Source organism: Marinococcus halophilus (assembly GCF_900166605.1).
GTDB lineage: Bacteria > Bacillota > Bacilli > Bacillales > Marinococcaceae > Marinococcus > Marinococcus halophilus.
In genome coordinates this window covers 1,175,335-1,191,026 of record NZ_FVZD01000006.1, presented here as the reverse complement: position 1 = coordinate 1,191,026, position 15,692 = coordinate 1,175,335, and the positions used below count along the sequence as shown (strand labels likewise).

Annotated in this window: 15 protein-coding genes; all 15 read right to left on the bottom strand. The window is 49.4% G+C overall.

Annotation, left to right across the window (positions count from 1 at the left end; all coding sequences use genetic code 11):
- Positions 1-12 precede the first annotated feature (12 nt).
- Positions 13-1,605 (bottom strand): flagellar basal-body MS-ring/collar protein FliF, encoded by a 1,593-nt coding sequence (fliF, locus tag B5066_RS12100; RefSeq protein WP_079476163.1) that lies wholly within the window; start codon positions 1,603-1,605, stop codon positions 13-15.
- 29 nt (positions 1,606-1,634) lie between these two features.
- Entirely contained in the window at positions 1,635-1,931 is a 297-nt protein-coding gene (gene fliE / locus B5066_RS12095) for a flagellar hook-basal body complex protein FliE (RefSeq protein WP_079476162.1), read from the bottom strand.
- A gap of 20 nt (positions 1,932-1,951) precedes the next feature.
- A complete protein-coding gene (gene flgC, locus B5066_RS12090; protein WP_079476161.1) occupies positions 1,952-2,398 on the bottom strand; it encodes a flagellar basal body rod protein FlgC in 447 nt (148 codons plus the stop codon).
- Positions 2,399-2,400: 2 nt separating this feature from the next.
- Positions 2,401-2,796, bottom strand: coding sequence for a flagellar basal body rod protein FlgB (gene flgB / locus B5066_RS12085; protein WP_079476160.1), 396 nt, complete (start codon positions 2,794-2,796; stop codon positions 2,401-2,403).
- A gap of 303 nt (positions 2,797-3,099) precedes the next feature.
- Positions 3,100-3,882: a GTP-sensing pleiotropic transcriptional regulator CodY gene (codY, locus tag B5066_RS12080; RefSeq protein ID WP_079476159.1), complete on the bottom strand. Its 783-nt coding sequence runs from the start codon at positions 3,880-3,882 to the stop codon at positions 3,100-3,102.
- A 23-nt stretch (positions 3,883-3,905) separates the two neighbouring features.
- Positions 3,906-5,318: an ATP-dependent protease ATPase subunit HslU gene (hslU, locus tag B5066_RS12075; protein WP_079476158.1), complete on the bottom strand. Its 1,413-nt coding sequence runs from the start codon at positions 5,316-5,318 to the stop codon at positions 3,906-3,908.
- Between the two features lie 27 nt (positions 5,319-5,345).
- Positions 5,346-5,894, bottom strand: coding sequence for an ATP-dependent protease subunit HslV (hslV, locus tag B5066_RS12070; RefSeq protein ID WP_079476157.1), 549 nt, complete (start codon positions 5,892-5,894; stop codon positions 5,346-5,348).
- Positions 5,895-5,897: 3 nt separating this feature from the next.
- Positions 5,898-6,815 carry a tyrosine recombinase XerC gene (xerC, locus tag B5066_RS12065; RefSeq protein ID WP_079476156.1) on the bottom strand — a complete coding sequence of 306 codons (918 nt, stop codon included), beginning with the start codon at positions 6,813-6,815 and terminating at the stop codon, positions 5,898-5,900.
- Between the two features lie 105 nt (positions 6,816-6,920).
- On the bottom strand, positions 6,921-8,234 hold the full coding sequence (trmFO, locus tag B5066_RS12060) for an FADH(2)-oxidizing methylenetetrahydrofolate--tRNA-(uracil(54)-C(5))-methyltransferase TrmFO (protein ID WP_079476155.1): 1,314 nt from the start codon (positions 8,232-8,234) through the stop codon (positions 6,921-6,923).
- A gap of 83 nt (positions 8,235-8,317) precedes the next feature.
- On the bottom strand, positions 8,318-10,393 hold the full coding sequence (topA, locus tag B5066_RS12055; protein ID WP_079476154.1) for a type I DNA topoisomerase: 2,076 nt from the start codon (positions 10,391-10,393) through the stop codon (positions 8,318-8,320).
- Positions 10,394-10,590: 197 nt separating this feature from the next.
- Positions 10,591-11,469, bottom strand: coding sequence for a DNA-processing protein DprA (gene dprA, locus B5066_RS12050; protein ID WP_079476153.1), 879 nt, complete (start codon positions 11,467-11,469; stop codon positions 10,591-10,593).
- A gap of 100 nt (positions 11,470-11,569) precedes the next feature.
- Entirely contained in the window at positions 11,570-12,484 is a 915-nt protein-coding gene (gene sucD / locus B5066_RS12045) for a succinate--CoA ligase subunit alpha (RefSeq protein ID WP_079476152.1), read from the bottom strand.
- Positions 12,485-12,505: 21 nt separating this feature from the next.
- Positions 12,506-13,666: an ADP-forming succinate--CoA ligase subunit beta gene (gene sucC / locus B5066_RS12040; RefSeq protein ID WP_079476151.1), complete on the bottom strand. Its 1,161-nt coding sequence runs from the start codon at positions 13,664-13,666 to the stop codon at positions 12,506-12,508.
- Positions 13,667-13,844: 178 nt separating this feature from the next.
- Positions 13,845-14,135 (bottom strand): EscU/YscU/HrcU family type III secretion system export apparatus switch protein, encoded by a 291-nt coding sequence (locus tag B5066_RS12035; RefSeq protein WP_079476150.1) that lies wholly within the window; start codon positions 14,133-14,135, stop codon positions 13,845-13,847.
- Positions 14,132-15,685, bottom strand: a complete 1,554-nt coding sequence (locus B5066_RS12030) for a hypothetical protein (protein WP_079476149.1) — start codon at positions 15,683-15,685, stop codon at positions 14,132-14,134. Before B5066_RS12030 ends, B5066_RS12035 begins: the two co-directional genes overlap by 4 nt.
- Positions 15,686-15,692 lie beyond the last annotated feature (7 nt).

Below are 15,692 nucleotides of genomic sequence, written 5' to 3'. Positions count from 1 at the left end.
CTGCTCCCCCTTTTAATCATCGGACAGCCAAGAACGAAGCAGCTTTGAAAATTCTTCCGGCTTTTCTTTTGCTAGCTTCTCGAGCTGGTTTCGTTTCATTTCTTCCTCGGTCATTTCCCGGCTGGTTTCAAGATCCGGTACCTCGTGCTGTTCAAATTCTGCTGCCTGGAAGGTTTCCTCTTTGGTTTCCACTGGTTTTTTCCGCCGGATGAGCCATACTACCAGCAGAATAAGGCCCACAGCGCCAACTGCCATCGCTGCGTAAGCCCACCACGGCAGGCCGCCAGCTTCCTGGTCGACTTCTTCAGCACCGAGGAACGTCTGGGAGGAAATAGATACTTTTTCTTCTACATCCATTTCTTCACCTTCTGCTTCAAGATATTCTTTATCAATGCTCGTACTGATGACTGTCTCAAGCATGGCCTGCATGTTGTCCATTGTTTCTGCTTCTAAAGAGTTCGGGTCTTCCGGGTCCGGCGGTTCCACCATCACTTGAATGCCAAGGTCGCGAAGCTTGTACGGACTTTCCTGAATCTCTTTATGTATACGGTTCACTTCGTAATTGATTCGTTCTTCCGTCCGCTCCGAGTCACCGGCTGCTTCTGTACCCGCCGGATAGTTGGCTACATCTTCCTCTCCGGCGCCTGCTTCACCCTCCTCGAGCGGATCAACGCCTTCATAAGCTTCAGCAATTTCTTCTGCGCTGACTGCAATGCCTTCCATCGTTTCTTCATCCACCGGCTCAACGAGGTCTTCTTCCCGGTTTTCTTTCGTAAAGTCGATGTCTGTCGTTACCGAGACCATGACTTTGTTCTGTCCAGCCACCGTGCCGAGCATCTGCTGGACTTCACGGCGGATGTCTTTTTCGATATCCTGCTGTACCGCACGCTGATCCTCGTATTGATCCATAGCGGACCCGGAAGAACCATTCTCTTCATATGTATAATAGTTCATGCTTGTATCGCTGATATCGATATTTTCCACCGGCAGATCAGGCACGCTCTTGGACACCAGGTTGTACAGAGTCTTCACCTGCTCCTGGTCCAGCTCCCCTGCTCCACTCAAATCGACCGTCACCGAGGCGGTGGCTGCTTCGGCTTCTTCGGCCACCCACGTGGCTTCCTCCGGCATATTAATCATTACATCGGTGCTTTCCACTGCGTCCATGTTGGAAATTAATGCTTCAAGCTCAGTCTGTAGTGCTGCCCGTTCCATGACAGAGAATTCATTGTCCGTCATTCCGAAGCCGGTCTGGTCTTCAATAAAGCTGTAGTCAATCGCTCCGTCCTGTGGCAGCCCCTCGGCAGCCAGGTCCACCTTCAACGCATCCACCTGATCCTTTGGCACGCTAATTGTGGTTCCTTCATTCGAAATTTCATACTTTACTCCGCGGGTGTCCAGCGTCTCTTTAATGCTTCCTGCTGTTTCCGGTGCCAGATCGGTGTAAAGAGGCTCAAAGTTTGTCCGCGAAAACAGCAGTATGCTTATGAGGAGAAAAAGAAAGATCGCCGTCGTACCAAAAATATATATTCTTTTTTGTTTTTTACTGCGGCTGCTCCAATACGTTTTCGCCTTTTGGCTGTACTCTTTCCATTTTTCTTTCATAATTTCGCTTCATACCTTCCTCTTTACGATTACACCTGCATCCGCATCATTTCTTTGTAGGCTTCCACCGCCTTATTTCTCACCTCTGTAGCCGTCTGCATGTAAATACTTCCTTTTTCTGCAGCAATCATTACCTCGTGCAGATTATCCGCCTCCCCGGTCACCAGTTTTTCCGTCATCCGGTCCGATTCAAGCTGGGCCTCGTTGACTTTGCTCATTGCTTCGCTCATTGCCTTTTGAAACGTATCGCCGGTTTCCTTAACTGTGGTCTGCCCTGCTTCGTTTGCTGCTCTCACTGCCGGAGCCTGTATGTTTGTGATTTTCATCCGTTCTCCTCCTTCCGTTATTAGTTTTTGCCGATTTCAAGTGCTTTCATCATCATGTTTTTATTAGCATTGAGGGCCGTGACGTTCGCTTCATACGAACGAGATGCCGAAGTCAGATCCGTCATTTCTTTTAAAGGATCCACATTCGGCATCTGCACGTAGCCTTCTTCGTTAGCATCAGGATGCTCCGGCTGGTAGACCTCGTCAAAGGGAGCGTCATCCACGCCTATTTCCGACACCCGTACGCCTCCCTGTTCGTTCAGTGCTTTCGTTAAATTCGCCTGAAAAGAATTATCCTGTTTGGGGCTCATAGAAACGGTTTTACGCTGATACGGCTGCCACTCGCCGTCGACGAGCCGGCCCCGGGTGGAATCGGCGTTTGCAAGGTTGGAGCTTACAACATCCATCCGCAGACGCTGCGCTGTTAAAGCCGAGCCTGAGGCTTGAATCCCATTAAAAATAGACATGCTTATGACCCTCCCCGGATAGCTGATTTAATGCCACCGAATTTCCCATTAATGCGGTCAATGATGGCGTTATAATGCAGTTGGTTTTCCGAAAGCTCGGTCATTTCTTTATCAATGTCTACGTTGTTTCCATTATTGTTGTAGGTGTTGCCCCGTTGCTCATATACGCTTGGAGTATTTTGAGTATTCTGAAAAGAAAAATGTTTTGCATTTGTCCGTACAGCTTCCATTTGACTGCTGCTTTCTTCTTTTAACATCTCCTGAAAGGAAACTTCCTTCGCTTTATAGTTTGGCGTGTCAATATTAGCTATATTATTGGTAATGGCTTTTTGCCTGAGCGCTGCTCCTTCTGCCCCTGCCTGTAATTTCTGCCATGTCCCGGACTGGAACAGTTCCATTTTCTCACCTCTGGCTTTTTTATTAATACTAAAGATTCACTCCATCATTTTTATATGAGCATTACTTCCTAAATTGTATAGAAAAAATGTACATTTGTCTAACCAATATCGCCTTTTTTGCATTTCAGTAACTTACGTCTAAGCATTTAAACCAATAATTAGTAGTTCTTTTATCCTCTTTGTGCTTTTTTCATTGTGTGTTTTGCAGTTTTTTCTTACATAAATTGGTATTTATCTGAGACTTTTGCGTTTCAAAAACATAAAAAAACGATCCCTCATTTGGGATCGTTAGTCATTCGTCCATTAACCGTTATTTTTAATTTTTTCCAATTCGTATAGGAACTTATTATTCAATACTTTAATATAGGTCCCTTTCATCCCAAGAGATCTCGATTCGATCACACCGGCGCTTTCAAGCTTACGCAGAGCGTTGACGATGACTGAACGGGTGATGCCGACACGATCGGCGATTTTACTCGCTACAAGCAGCCCTTCCTTGCCATCCAGTTCTTCGAAAATGTGCTCGACAGCTTCAAGCTCACTGTAGGAAAGAGAACTGATCGCCATCTGTACGACCGCTTTGCTTCTCGCTTCTTCTTCGATTTCCTGCGTTTTTTCATGAAGGATTTCCATGCCGACAACGGTTGCCCCGTATTCGGCAAGGATTAGATCATCATCATCAAACGTTTCGCTCAGCCGGGCCAAAACGAGCGTCCCAAGCCGCTGGCCGCCGCCGACAATCGGTACAATCGTTGTGAGGCCGGAAGCAAACAATTCGGCGCTTTCCTGCGGGAATGCCGTGTATTCGCTCTGCACATCCAGGTTCGGGGAGGTTTCATTGATGCTGAACAGTCCGGACGTATATTCCTGGGGAAACTGGCGCTCTTCTAATATCCGCTGCATTTTTTCATGTTCAATTTCCTGTTCGATCGAATAACCGAGAAGTTTTCCCCGTCTGCTGACGACAAACACGTTAGCTCCAATAATTTCCTGAAGGGTTTCGGCCATGTCTTTAAAATTGACATGGTCGCCCTGCGTTTTCTGTAACATTTCGTTAATTCTTCTGCTTCTTGTTAACAAATCCATGCTGATTCTCCTCCTGATTTATGCTACAAAATATACCGGCTGACGTCCCGGTCCCTGGCGATCGTCGCCAGTTTATCGTTGACGTATTCCGGTGTAATGGTGATGGCATCCATGGTAATTTCCGGAGCCTCAAAGGACAGATCCTCGAGCAGCCGTTCAAGCAGCGTGTGGAGTCGTCTTGCACCAATATTTTCCGTCTGCTGATTGACCGCTTCCGCCAATTCTGCGATAGTTTCGACAGCTTCGTCTGTAAAGGTCACTTCGATGCCCTCTGTGCGGATGAGCGCCTGATACTGTTTGGTAAGGGCCTGGTCCGGCTCCCGCAGAATCCGGGCAAAATCTGCTGCCCCTAAGTTATCTAATTCGACACGCACCGGAAATCTTCCTTGCAGCTCAGGAATTAAATCGGAAGGCTTGGCCGTATGAAAAGCACCCGCAGCAATAAACAGCATATGGTCGGTACGAACCGGGCCGTACTTGGTATTGACAGTTGATCCTTCCACAATCGGCAGGATGTCCCGCTGGACGCCTTCGCGCGACACGTCCGCACTGCTGCTTTCTTTTTTGCCGGTCACTTTGTCGATTTCATCCAGGAATACAATTCCCAGCTGCTCCGCGCGGTAAACCGCCTCTGAACTGACTTCATCCATATCGATCATTTTCTGGGCTTCCTGCTCGGTAAGCACCTTACGTGCTTCGCGAACAGGGAGGGTGCGGTTGCTTGTTTTCTTTGGCATCATGTTTCCGAGCATCTCCTGCATATTCATGCCCATCTGCTCCATGCCGCCGCCCTGAAACATGTCACCCATCGAGCCGGACTGCTGTTCGACCTCGATGGTTACTTTGCGGTCCTCAAGCTCTCCCATTTCGAGCTGCTTCTGCAGCTGCCGGCGCTGCTCACGAAGATCGCTGTTGTCGGAGGTATCCGTCTCCTCCTCTTCTTCGCTGTCATTATTTTGCTGAAAAAGCAGCCCAAACGGATTGCCGGCATTGTTGTCCGCCTGCCGGTTTTTTCGTTTTCGCGGGGCAAGCAGCCGGACGATTTTTTTATTGGCTGCTTTTTCGGCCTTTTCCTGTACGGACGCCGCTTTTTCTTCCTTTACAATTCGGACGGCAACCTCCACCAGATCCCGGATCATTGACTCCACATCGCGGCCAACGTAGCCGACTTCCGTGAATTTTGTTGCTTCCACCTTCGAAAACGGGGCGCCAACAAGTTTAGCAATCCGGCGGGCAATTTCTGTTTTTCCTACGCCAGTGGGGCCGATCATCAGAATATTTTTAGGCGTTACTTCCTCTTGAAGCTGTTCTGGCAGCTTGCTTCTGCGATACCGGTTGCGAAGCGCTACGGCGACAGAACGCTTAGCTTCATTCTGGCCGATAATATATTGATCGAGCCGTTCTACAATTTGTTTGGGTGTCATTGAAATTTCCATTAATAAGCCCCCTTAGCGGACTATGTTTTAAGATTCCAAATCTTCGATAATGATTTCATGGTTGGTGAATACACAGATATCCGCTGCTGTCTCAAGTGAAGCTTTGGCCATTTCCCGGGCAGTCAAATGCGTCGCATGTTTTTTAAGGGCACGGCCGGCGCTGAGAGCATAGTTGCCGCCGGAACCGATCGCAAGCATATCATCGTCAGGCTCAATCACTTCTCCAGTGCCTGCCACTAAAAGCATAGTGGATTTATCCATGACGATCAGCATCGCTTCAAGGCGCCGAAGTGTTTTATCGCTGCGCCAGTCCTTGGCAAGCTCGACCGCAGCCCGTTGCAGGTTACCGCTCCACTGCTCAAGCTTTTCTTCAAATAAATCAAACAGCGTAAATGCATCGGCTACCGATCCGGCGAAGCCGGCGAGCACTTTTCCGTTGTACAGCTTTCTTACTTTTCTTGCGGTATGCTTCATGACCACCTGCTGGCCGAGCGTTACCTGGCCGTCCCCGGCCATTGCTGCTTTGCCCCCGTGGTGGACAGCGTATATTGTTGTGGCGTGAAAGGATGGTTCCATTTATTATTCACGCTTCCTTTCTGCTCTCGGATGCGCGTGCTGGTACACATCCTGGAGCCGTTCTTTAGTGACATGGGTATAAATCTGGGTGGTTGATAAATTGGCATGCCCGAGCAGGTCCTGCACTACACGGAGATCCGCCCCGTGGTTGAGCAGGTGTGTCGCAAACGTGTGCCTCAAGTCATGAGGGGAAATACGCAGCGTACTCGATACCTTTTTCACCCGCTCGTTAATGACATGCCGAAAACCACGGTCCGTCAACGGACCGCCCCGGGCGTTCAAAAACAGCTGTCCGGCCGGGGCCTTGCTTTTGGCTGCGAGCTCCGGCCGCACATTCGTTTTATACAGCTCCACGGCTTCCTGGGCAAAGCTTCCTACCGGAACATATCTTTCCTTTCGGCCTTTACCCTTTACTAAAATCGTGCCGAGATAGTCATCGAGGTCATCAGCCTGAAGCTGCTGGCATTCGCTGATACGCATGCCCGTAGCATAAAGCAGCTCCATAATGGCTTTATCCCTGATATCAAGCGGCTTGCTCATATCAAAAGAAGCAAACAGCGATTCGATTTCTTCTTCATATAAAAAATGGGGCAGCGGCCGTTCTTTTTTTGGATGGCTTGCACCGATGAACGGATTTTGTTCAATATAATCTTCACGCTGCAAATAGCGGAAATAAGCACGCAGCGCTGAAATTTTCCGTGCTACTGTCGCCCTTGCGTATGAGTGGTCGTACATTTTGCTGTAGTAGAGACGGACAAGCGCCGGATCAACGTCCTCCACATGCTTCCACCCTTCCTGCTGCATAAATGTGTCAAATTCCATTAAGTCCTGCTCATAGGCGGTTTTGGTGTAGGAAGAAATATTCTTTTCCAGTTCCAAGTAGCGGAAAAATTCTTCTCGCCATGCTAATAACGGATTCATCAGCTTTTTTGCTCCTTTACGCTTTCTGCTTCCTTTGGCGGTTCTGTTGCCGCTTTATGAAGACAAAAGCTAGTAAATCGTATCACAAACCCCGGAGCCTAGCAATCATATTTCGACTTTTTTCATAAAATTCTGAATGGAAGCCAGAGCCCGTTCTGCGTAGTATTCATTGCGCTCCCGCTTGTTTTTGATTTTTTGCTCCGGTGCCGGCAGCAGGCCGAAGTTGGCATTCATCGGCTGAAAGTTCTTGGCCCCGGCCGTAGTAATATAGTGGCTCATAGCACCGATTACTGTTTCTTTCGGGAACGTGTCCGTTTCTTCGTGCAAATACTGCTTTGCTGCGTTCCATCCGGCTACAAGACCTGAAGCAGCTGATTCCACGTACCCTTCCACTCCGGTAATCTGGCCGGCAAAGAACAAATCGCTTCGCGCTTTCGTCTGATAGGTCGGGTTCAGGAAGTTCGGGGAATTCAAAAACGTGTTGCGGTGCATCACGCCGTAGCGGACAATATCAGCATTTTCTAGTCCCGGAATTAAACGGATCACTTCTTTTTGAGGTCCCCATTTCAAATGGGTCTGAAAGCCGACAATGTTAAACAGCGTGCCTTCCTGGTTATCCTGGCGCAGCTGCACAACGGCATGCGGGCGTTCTCCTGTCTCCGGATGCTCCAGGCCTACCGGCTTCATTGGGCCAAACAGCAGCGTCTTTTTACCTCTTCGGGCAATTTCTTCGACCGGCATGCAGCCCTCAAAGAAGATATTTTTCTCAAATTCGCGCAGCGGCACGACTTCTGCTTCCACCAGCGCATCGTAAAAGCGGTCAAATTCCTCTTCTGTCATGGGACAGTTGATATACGCCGCTTCCCCTTTATCGTAACGTGATTTTACGTACGCTTTATCCATATCGATGCTGTCCGTTTCCACAATGGGAGCAGCTGCATCATAAAAGTACAGATGATCTTCGCCGGTCAGCTTAAAGATATCTTCGGAAAGCGACTCTGCCGTCAGCGGACCGGTGGCAATAATTGCCGGCTCATCCGGTATATGAGTCACTTCTTCCGATACTACTTCCACGAGCGGATGGTTTTTCACTTTGTTTGTTACGTTGGCGGCAAATTCGTGCCGGTCCACAGCGAGTGCCCCGCCTGCAGGCACCGATGCAGCGTCTGCCGCCTCAATAATTACGCTGTCCAGGTTCCTCATTTCTTCCTTTAATACGCCCACGGCATTAGTCAGATTGTTGGCCCTCAATGAGTTACTGCAGACCAGCTCCGCAAATTTATCTGTATGATGCGCGGCTGTCTGTTTATTTGGTCGCATTTCGTGTAACTTGACCGGAACGCCCTGCCTGGCCAGCTGCCACGCCGCTTCACTTCCTGCCAGTCCCGCTCCGACGATATGAACAGGTGTACGTTTCATGATAAAAACTCCTTTCCCTTTTGAAAGCGCAGGCAACTATTCCTGTCGGAAGCAGTCGGACCTGCGCTGTAATCAGTCATTTTTTAATTTGGTTCTTCCTTGTAATCACATTCCGAGCACTGTACGTGTACGCCTTTTTTCGTCTTTTTCTCCACAAGCATGCTTTCACATTTCGGACAAGGCCGGGCGATCGGTTTATCCCAGGAAACAAATTCACATTCCGGATAACGGTCGCAGCCGTAAAAGATCCGCCTTTTCTTACTTCGGCGTTCAACCACGTTCCCCTCTTTACATTTCGGGCATTTTACGCCAATATCCTTCACAATTGCTTTTGTGTTACGGCATTCCGGGAAATTGGAGCAGGCCATGAACTTCCCGTAGCGTCCCATTTTATAGACCATTGGGTGACCGCACTGTTCACAGTCTTCCCCGGCCGGCTCATCTTTGATTTCGACTTCTTCCATTTCTTCTTCGGCCTTTTTCAGCCTTGGTTCGAATCCCTGGTAAAATTCATCGATAATCTCAATCCAATTTTGTTTGCCTTCTTCAATATAGTCAAGGTCGTTTTCCATCTTTGCGGTGAATTCCACATCGAGAATTTCAGGGAAAAATTCTTCCATTAGTTCCGTGACGATTTCACCGAGCTCAGTGGGCACGAAACGCTTTTCTTCAAGTGCTACGTAATTCCGGCGCTGCACGGTGTCGAGTGTCGGAGCATACGTTGACGGGCGCCCGATCCCCATTTCTTCCATCGTCCGCACGAGACGGGCTTCTGTATAGCGCGGAGGCGGCTGGGTGAAGTGCTGGTTTTCTTCCATGTCGGTCCGGGTGACCATCTGTCCTTCCTGAAGATCCGGAAGCATTTTATCCTCTTCTTTTTTCCCGTCATCCCGGCCTTCAACATATACTTTCATAAAGCCTGGAAACTTCACTTTCGACCCGGTCGCCCGGAACAGCACGCCTTCATTATCAAGATCCACCGACATTGTATCCATTACGGCCGGGGCCATTTCACTTGCCACCAGACGTTCCCAGATGAGTTTGTACAGCCGGTACTGGTCTCTTGAAAGTGAGCTTTTCACCTGCTTCGGCTCGTACATGATCGACGTCGGCCGTATCGCTTCGTGGGCGTCCTGGCTGTTGCTGTTTTTAGCAGCCTTTTGTTCTCCCTGGCGAACATATTCTTCCCCGTACTTCTCCGTAATAAATGTCCGGGCTTCTTCCTTTGCAGTTTGAGAAACCCTTGTCGAATCTGTCCGCATATAGGTAATCAAGCCGACAGTACCGGCCGGTTTACCTAAATCGATGCCCTCATACAGCTGCTGGGCGACCATCATCGTCTTTTTCGCCCGGAAATTCAGCTTTCTCGCTGCTTCCTGCTGCAGAGAGGAAGTTGTGAACGGCTGCACCGGGTTTCGTTTACGTTCTTTTCTTGTGACTTTGGTTACTTCAAACTGCTCGCCTTTCATTTTTTGAAACACACCGTCGACGTCTTCCCGGGAAGACAGCGCCTGCTTTTCCTTCGCAGTGCCGTAAAATTTCGCTTCAAATTCCGTGTCTCCATCCGAAAATGTTCCATTAATACTCCAGTATTCTTCCGGAATAAACGCCTTGATTTCTTTTTCCCGGTCAATAATCATTTTCACGGCAATCGATTGCACCCGGCCGGCACTCAGTCCTTTTTTCACTTTCTTCCATAGTAATGGGCTGATGTTGTAGCCGACGAGCCGGTCGAGTATCCGGCGGGCCTGCTGGGCGTCCACCAGATCCATGTTGATGGAACGAGGGTGCTTGAACGCATCCTTTACCGCCGTTTTTGTAATTTCATTAAAAACGACCCGGCATTCCGAATCTTCATCAATATTTAAGCTGTGCGCCAAGTGCCAGGCGATGGCTTCGCCCTCTCTGTCAGGGTCGGCTGCGAGATATACTTTTTTTGCTTTCTTTGCAGCTGTTTTTAATTCCTTTAGTACCGGACCTTTCCCGCGTATCGTTATATATTTCGGGTCATAATTGTTCTCAGTGTCGACTCCCGTCTGGCTTTTTGGCAGGTCTCTTACGTGCCCCATTGAAGCTTTCACTGCATACTTTTTCCCTAAATACTTTTCGATTGTTTTTGCTTTTGCGGGAGATTCCACGATGACTAAATAGTCGGCCATTCCTCTTCTCCCCTTTGTCTCAATGAAATATTACCATTATTAACGCGAATAAATTATCATGTCAAATCGCGATACTTTTATGTTCATGGCGTTCAGTGCCCTTTGTGCTTGAAATCACAATTATTCTTTCACAGTTTCCTGAACGTGTCTAGCATAACATACGGAAAATTTTAAATTTCGTTTCAATTCTCCAGCTGTTATGAGACACTGTCCGGCCTTCGGACAATGCTTAAATCTTCCGGCTGGAGCACCGGGAGCGCACCGTCATAAATCAGCTGGTTCGTACCGGAACTTTGTTTGGAAAAAACCGGTCCCGGCAGCGCACAGACATCACGGCCCTGCTCAAGCGCAAGCGACGCGGTGATGAGAGATCCGCTGTTTACATCTGCTTCCACAACAAATATTTTGTCACTCAGCCCGCTGATGATACGATTTCTCGCAGGAAAATGCCATTTTCGCGGAGGTCTGTCGGGTGCATATTCGCTTAGCAGCAGCCCTGAGGCTGCAATATTTTTCGCCAGGCCGAGGTGTTCTTTCGGATAAAGATGTCCAAAACCGGAGCCGAGCACTGCAATAACGGGGTATCCTGCTTTTAAAGCGTGCCGGTGAGCGTGGCCATCTACGCCTCTTGCAAGCCCGCTTACCACCTGCAGCTGCCCGGCCGCCTTTTCAGGCAGGAACGCTTCAACTGCTTTTTTACCGTAAGAGGTCATGCTCCGGGAGCCAACTACCGCGAGCCGGGGTGCTTCGCGCAACAGGCCTGTGTTCCCTTTCGTATAAAGTACCCACGGCGCATCGTATATTGATTTTAAAGACGAAGGATACCGCACGTCAAAATAGGTTATCCATCCGATTCCTTGCTCGCGGTACCACGAAAGCCGCCGTTGCACGGTAAGCTCACGTACGTATTGCCGCCATGCGATTAAATGTTCATTGTTTAATGGGAGAAGATGCGGCTGCTTAAAAGGGAGAAGTAATTCAGGATCGCACCGCATCAGCTCTGCTACATGCTTCCATTGGAATAGGGGGAATTCGTGAACAGCCAGAAGACGTTCATTAAAGGAGAGATTATGCATAGGGGTAGTCCTTTCATGGGAGGGTGGTGGCGCGTTAAAAGGGGGGATACGGGAAAGAGAAAACCTCCGCTGCCTCTTTGGGCAGCGGAGGGCGGTTGGTTTATACTTGTGGTTCGTGGGTGAGGCATTTTTCGTAGAGGCTGCGTTCTTTTAGAACGTTGATCATCGTATCGCCGATTTCTGCTGGGGTTGCAGCTACCTGCACGCCGCTTTCGTTTAACGTTTTGATTTTTTCCTCTGCGGTGCCTTTACCGCCGGAAATAATCGCGCCGGCGTGGCCCATCCGTTTTCCTGGAGGAGCTGTCGCACCGCCGATGAATCCGACAACCGGCTTGGTCATGTTCTGCTTAATCCATTCAGCTGCTTCTTCCTCAGCCGTGCCGCCGATTTCACCGATCATGATAACGGCTTCTGTATCCGGGTCGTCGTTAAAGGCCTGCAGCACATCGGTAAAGCTTGTACCATTTACCGGGTCGCCGCCGATGCCGACTGCTGTCGACTGGCCGACGCCTGCTTTAGTAAGCTGATCGACGGCTTCATACGTCAGCGTGCCCGAACGGGAAACAACACCTACGTGTCCCTTTTTATGAATGTAGCCCGGCATAATGCCGATTTTGCATTCGTCCGGGGTAATAACGCCCGGGCAGTTCGGGCCGACAAGGCGGGTGCGCTTGCCTTCCATAAAGCGTTTCACTTTAATCATGTCAAGAACCGGGATGCCTTCAGTGATGCAGATGGCAAGATCAAGATCTGCATCCACTGCTTCAATGATCGCGTCCGCTGCAAAAGCAGGCGGAACATAAATAACCGAAACGGTAGCGCCGGTTGCTTCTACTGCATCATCCAGCGTGTTGAAAACCGGTACGCCTTCAACTTCCGTGCCGCCTTTACCCGGCGTCACGCCGCCGACGATTTTTGTACCGTACTCTAACGCCTGTTGAGTGTGAAAGAGGCCGGTAGATCCTGTAATTCCTTGAACAACTACTTTTGTATCCTGATTAATATAAATGCTCATAGGTCGATGGTCCCTGCCTTTCTATTGAACTAACGAAACAATTTTTTGCGCACCGTCTGCCATAGAGTCCGCTGCTGTAATATTCAATCCGGATTTTTCCAGAATTTCTTTGCCTTTTTCTACGTTCGTTCCTTCCAAACGTACAACAAGCGGAATCTCTAATCCAGTCTGCTTCGTAGCTTCCACTACCCCGTCAGCGATGACGTCGCACTTCATGATTCCACCGAAGATGTTAACGTAAATGCCTTTCACCGCATCATCTTCAAGGATAATTTTAAATGCTTCTGTGACTTTTTCAGCGGTCGCACCGCCGCCGACATCCAGGAAGTTCGCCGGATCGCCGCTGTAGTGCTTAATAATATCCATCGTAGCCATCGCAAGACCGGCACCATTGACCATGCAGCCGATATTGCCATCAAGGGCAATGTAGCTTAAGTCATATTTGGAAGCTTCGATCTCCTTTGGATCCTCTTCATCGAGGTCCCGGTAATCAAGCACTTCCTTCTGGCGGTAAAGCGCGTTGGAATCGAAATTGAACTTCGCATCAAGCGCCATTACTTTTCCGTCTCCGGTCGTTACAAGCGGATTAATTTCAGCAATAGAGCAGTCGTTGTCGATAAACACCTTGGATAGGCCAAGCATAAACTTCACTGCCTCTTTCAGCAGGTCTGTCGGTATGTTCATATTAAATGCCATACGACGGGCCTGATAAGGCTGCATGCCGATAGCTGGGTCGATGTATTCACGGAAAATTTTCTCCGGATTCTCTTCAGCTACTTCTTCAATTTCTGTTCCGCCTTCTTCAGACCCCATCATCACAATGCGGGATGATACCCGGTCGAGCACAACACCTAAGTAGTATTCTTTCTTGATGTCGCTTCCCTCTTCGATGTAAAGACGTTTTACTTCTTTACCTTCCGGGCCAGTCTGGTGGGTAACCAGTGTTTTGCCAAGAATTTCATCTGCATATTTGCGGACGTCATCGAGGTTTTTAGCGAGTTTTACTCCACCGGCCTTCCCTCTTCCACCTGCGTGGATCTGGGCTTTTACCACTGTTACGTCCGAACCCAGTTCTTTTGCGGCTGCTTCTGCTTCGTCTACCGTAAATGCAACTTTTCCGTTAGGGACTGCTACTCCGTATTTACGAAGGAGCTCTTTTCCCTGGTACTCATGAATATTCATGCTTTTTCCCCCTCACCGTTACAATACGAATCCTTCTATCGACTGTGTAAGTGATTACAAAATCGAATCTGGTCAGAGCGAAAGGCTTCAAATCGCCTCGCTGCTTCCCACACATCCTTTATCGTATAGAAATTTAGAAAAAAATTCAACATTTCCATAAAAGTTTCTGCTGTGCGGATTAGTTTTCATTTTCTGCTGTTTTTTTATCCATCCGGTAAATAAAAGCAAAAATTTCCGCCACAACTTCGTACAGTTCTTCCGGAATCTCTTCGTTCCATTCAAGCTCATGCAGCATATGTACAAGGCCAGCGTCTTTATGCACAGGCACGTTATGTTCAGCAGCCGCCTCGATAATTCTTTCCGCCGTCCAGCCCCGTCCTTTTGCTTTGACTGCCGGAGCCTGCGATGTACTCTGCTTATAGTTAAGCGCTACTGCCTTTTTCATCTTCCAGTTCTGGTTAGAATTCATATCCGAACATCAAACGCTCCTCTCGGCCGGGACTGCTGAGCACGCGGCTTCTCGGCCACCGCTTCTTCCTCATGCCACTGAAGCGACACCAGCTGATAGTTTAAAGAAGCCATTGCTGTTTTCAGCATGGGCTGCAGAAGATGAAGCGTCCGTTCCGGATGCGGGTTTTCACTGCTGATGTTCACTGTTACATTTCGTTTATAAATCTGTACGTCGGCAATTAAAACGCCGAGACGGTCCATCTCAAGCTGAAATAAGATGTGGCACGTATCAGGATCGAGCTTTCCGTCTTCCGTGCGCTTCCCTTCCCAGTGAACGACAGCATCCGAAAGCATTTCCCCCCACTTCGCCGGAAGATGGGAGAGCTGCTGCAGCCAGGCATCCTGGTCAGCCTGCTGCATGAGCTGCTGGCCGGCAACATGAGCCACAGTTCGTTCATGCTGGGGAGAAAGTTCGTTTCTCGACATAATATGCGTCTGAGCCTGCTCCAAATGCCTGTAAGCAGCCTGCATCGCTTCCTTGCTTCCGCTTTCTGCCCACGCTGCCCAGCTGGTGCTGCCAACGTGGCTAGTCAGCCATTTCACCATCTGGGGCATGTGGTCGAGCACCGCACCTGCTTCGGGCACGAGCGGGTGCCATGCTTTCATCAGAGCCTGGACGTTCAGTTGCGAGGCGACGCCGGGCGCCTGCTGTACTGTTTGATGCATCTGGCCGGCGTCCTTAACCTGGGCCTGAAGCCAGTTTTCCATGGAGCCGCTGCTTCCAATACCCTGGCGGAGATGCTGCAGAAATGCTTCAGCATTCAGAGGCGGCTGAAGGCCGGAAAATAACTGGTGAATCAGCTGTCGGGCCTGTCCATTTTTATCATTGGCGGCAACCGCGGCTGTCGCAGCGAACAGCTGTAATGGTTTTGTCGGGGCTTCAAGGTTCCCTTTAAAACTTTCCGGGGTAAGAACAGCGTTTTTAAGAGACTGATGAAGGGCCTCCGCCGGCCTGTGCCTTTCAAGAAGGGCGGCCATATCCTCAGCGGGCGACGTGCCGTGCAGCACTTGATGGATGCTTTGAAAAATGGAAGTTTTTAAGGGGGCGCCTGCGGCAAGCATCCATTGAAGCGTCTGCATTCCCTGCTTGTTTACCGCTCCTTCACTCTTCAGCAGCTGAACGCTTTTCTGAAGCGTTTCACTGGTTACAGGCAGCTGCATCTGTTCAAACATGCGGAATATGTATTGCTCTTGCTTTCCAGACGATAGGCCGAGCTGCTTCAGGAGAACCTGGCTCTTGTCCGCAGAAGTCTCGGCTGTCCCTCCAACTGCCACCTGCCATATTTGCCGGCCATGTTCATTCTTCACCTGAAAATAGTATGATTTGCCGGTTTCAACCGGTGCCTCCAAAGAGGCGTGATACACCCGCCCGTTCACGGCAACCGCCGCCTGCTGGCCGGGATAAAGCTGTTTGACGGCACCTTTAATGATCTGGCCGGCTTTAATGTCTCCGTTTCCAGCTTGGCTTGTATGATTTCGAGCATATGCGGACGGCAGTGACAGCTTCATCAATTTT

What these genes read in the sequence shown, in the direction of transcription:
- fliF (WP_079476163.1), bottom strand. Translation starts at nt 1,605, where the DNA reads ATGAAAGAAAAATGGAAAGAGTACAGCCAAAAGGCGAAAACGTATTGG.
- fliE (WP_079476162.1), bottom strand. Translation starts at nt 1,931, where the DNA reads ATGAAAATCACAAACATACAGGCTCCGGCAGTGAGAGCAGCAAACGAA.
- flgC (WP_079476161.1), bottom strand. Translation starts at nt 2,398, where the DNA reads ATGTCTATTTTTAATGGGATTCAAGCCTCAGGCTCGGCTTTAACAGCG.
- flgB (WP_079476160.1), bottom strand. Translation starts at nt 2,796, where the DNA reads ATGGAACTGTTCCAGTCCGGGACATGGCAGAAATTACAGGCAGGGGCA.
- codY (WP_079476159.1), bottom strand. Translation starts at nt 3,882, where the DNA reads ATGGATTTGTTAACAAGAAGCAGAAGAATTAACGAAATGTTACAGAAA.
- hslU (WP_079476158.1), bottom strand. Translation starts at nt 5,318, where the DNA reads ATGGAAATTTCAATGACACCCAAACAAATTGTAGAACGGCTCGATCAA.
- hslV (WP_079476157.1), bottom strand. Translation starts at nt 5,894, where the DNA reads ATGGAACCATCCTTTCACGCCACAACAATATACGCTGTCCACCACGGG.
- xerC (WP_079476156.1), bottom strand. Translation starts at nt 6,815, where the DNA reads ATGAATCCGTTATTAGCATGGCGAGAAGAATTTTTCCGCTACTTGGAA.
- trmFO (WP_079476155.1), bottom strand. Translation starts at nt 8,234, where the DNA reads ATGAAACGTACACCTGTTCATATCGTCGGAGCGGGACTGGCAGGAAGT.
- topA (WP_079476154.1), bottom strand. Translation starts at nt 10,393, where the DNA reads ATGGCCGACTATTTAGTCATCGTGGAATCTCCCGCAAAAGCAAAAACA.
- dprA (WP_079476153.1), bottom strand. Translation starts at nt 11,469, where the DNA reads ATGCATAATCTCTCCTTTAATGAACGTCTTCTGGCTGTTCACGAATTC.
- sucD (WP_079476152.1), bottom strand. Translation starts at nt 12,484, where the DNA reads ATGAGCATTTATATTAATCAGGATACAAAAGTAGTTGTTCAAGGAATT.
- sucC (WP_079476151.1), bottom strand. Translation starts at nt 13,666, where the DNA reads ATGAATATTCATGAGTACCAGGGAAAAGAGCTCCTTCGTAAATACGGA.
- B5066_RS12035 (WP_079476150.1), bottom strand. Translation starts at nt 14,135, where the DNA reads ATGAATTCTAACCAGAACTGGAAGATGAAAAAGGCAGTAGCGCTTAAC.
- B5066_RS12030 (WP_079476149.1), bottom strand. Translation starts at nt 15,685, where the DNA reads ATGAAGCTGTCACTGCCGTCCGCATATGCTCGAAATCATACAAGCCAA.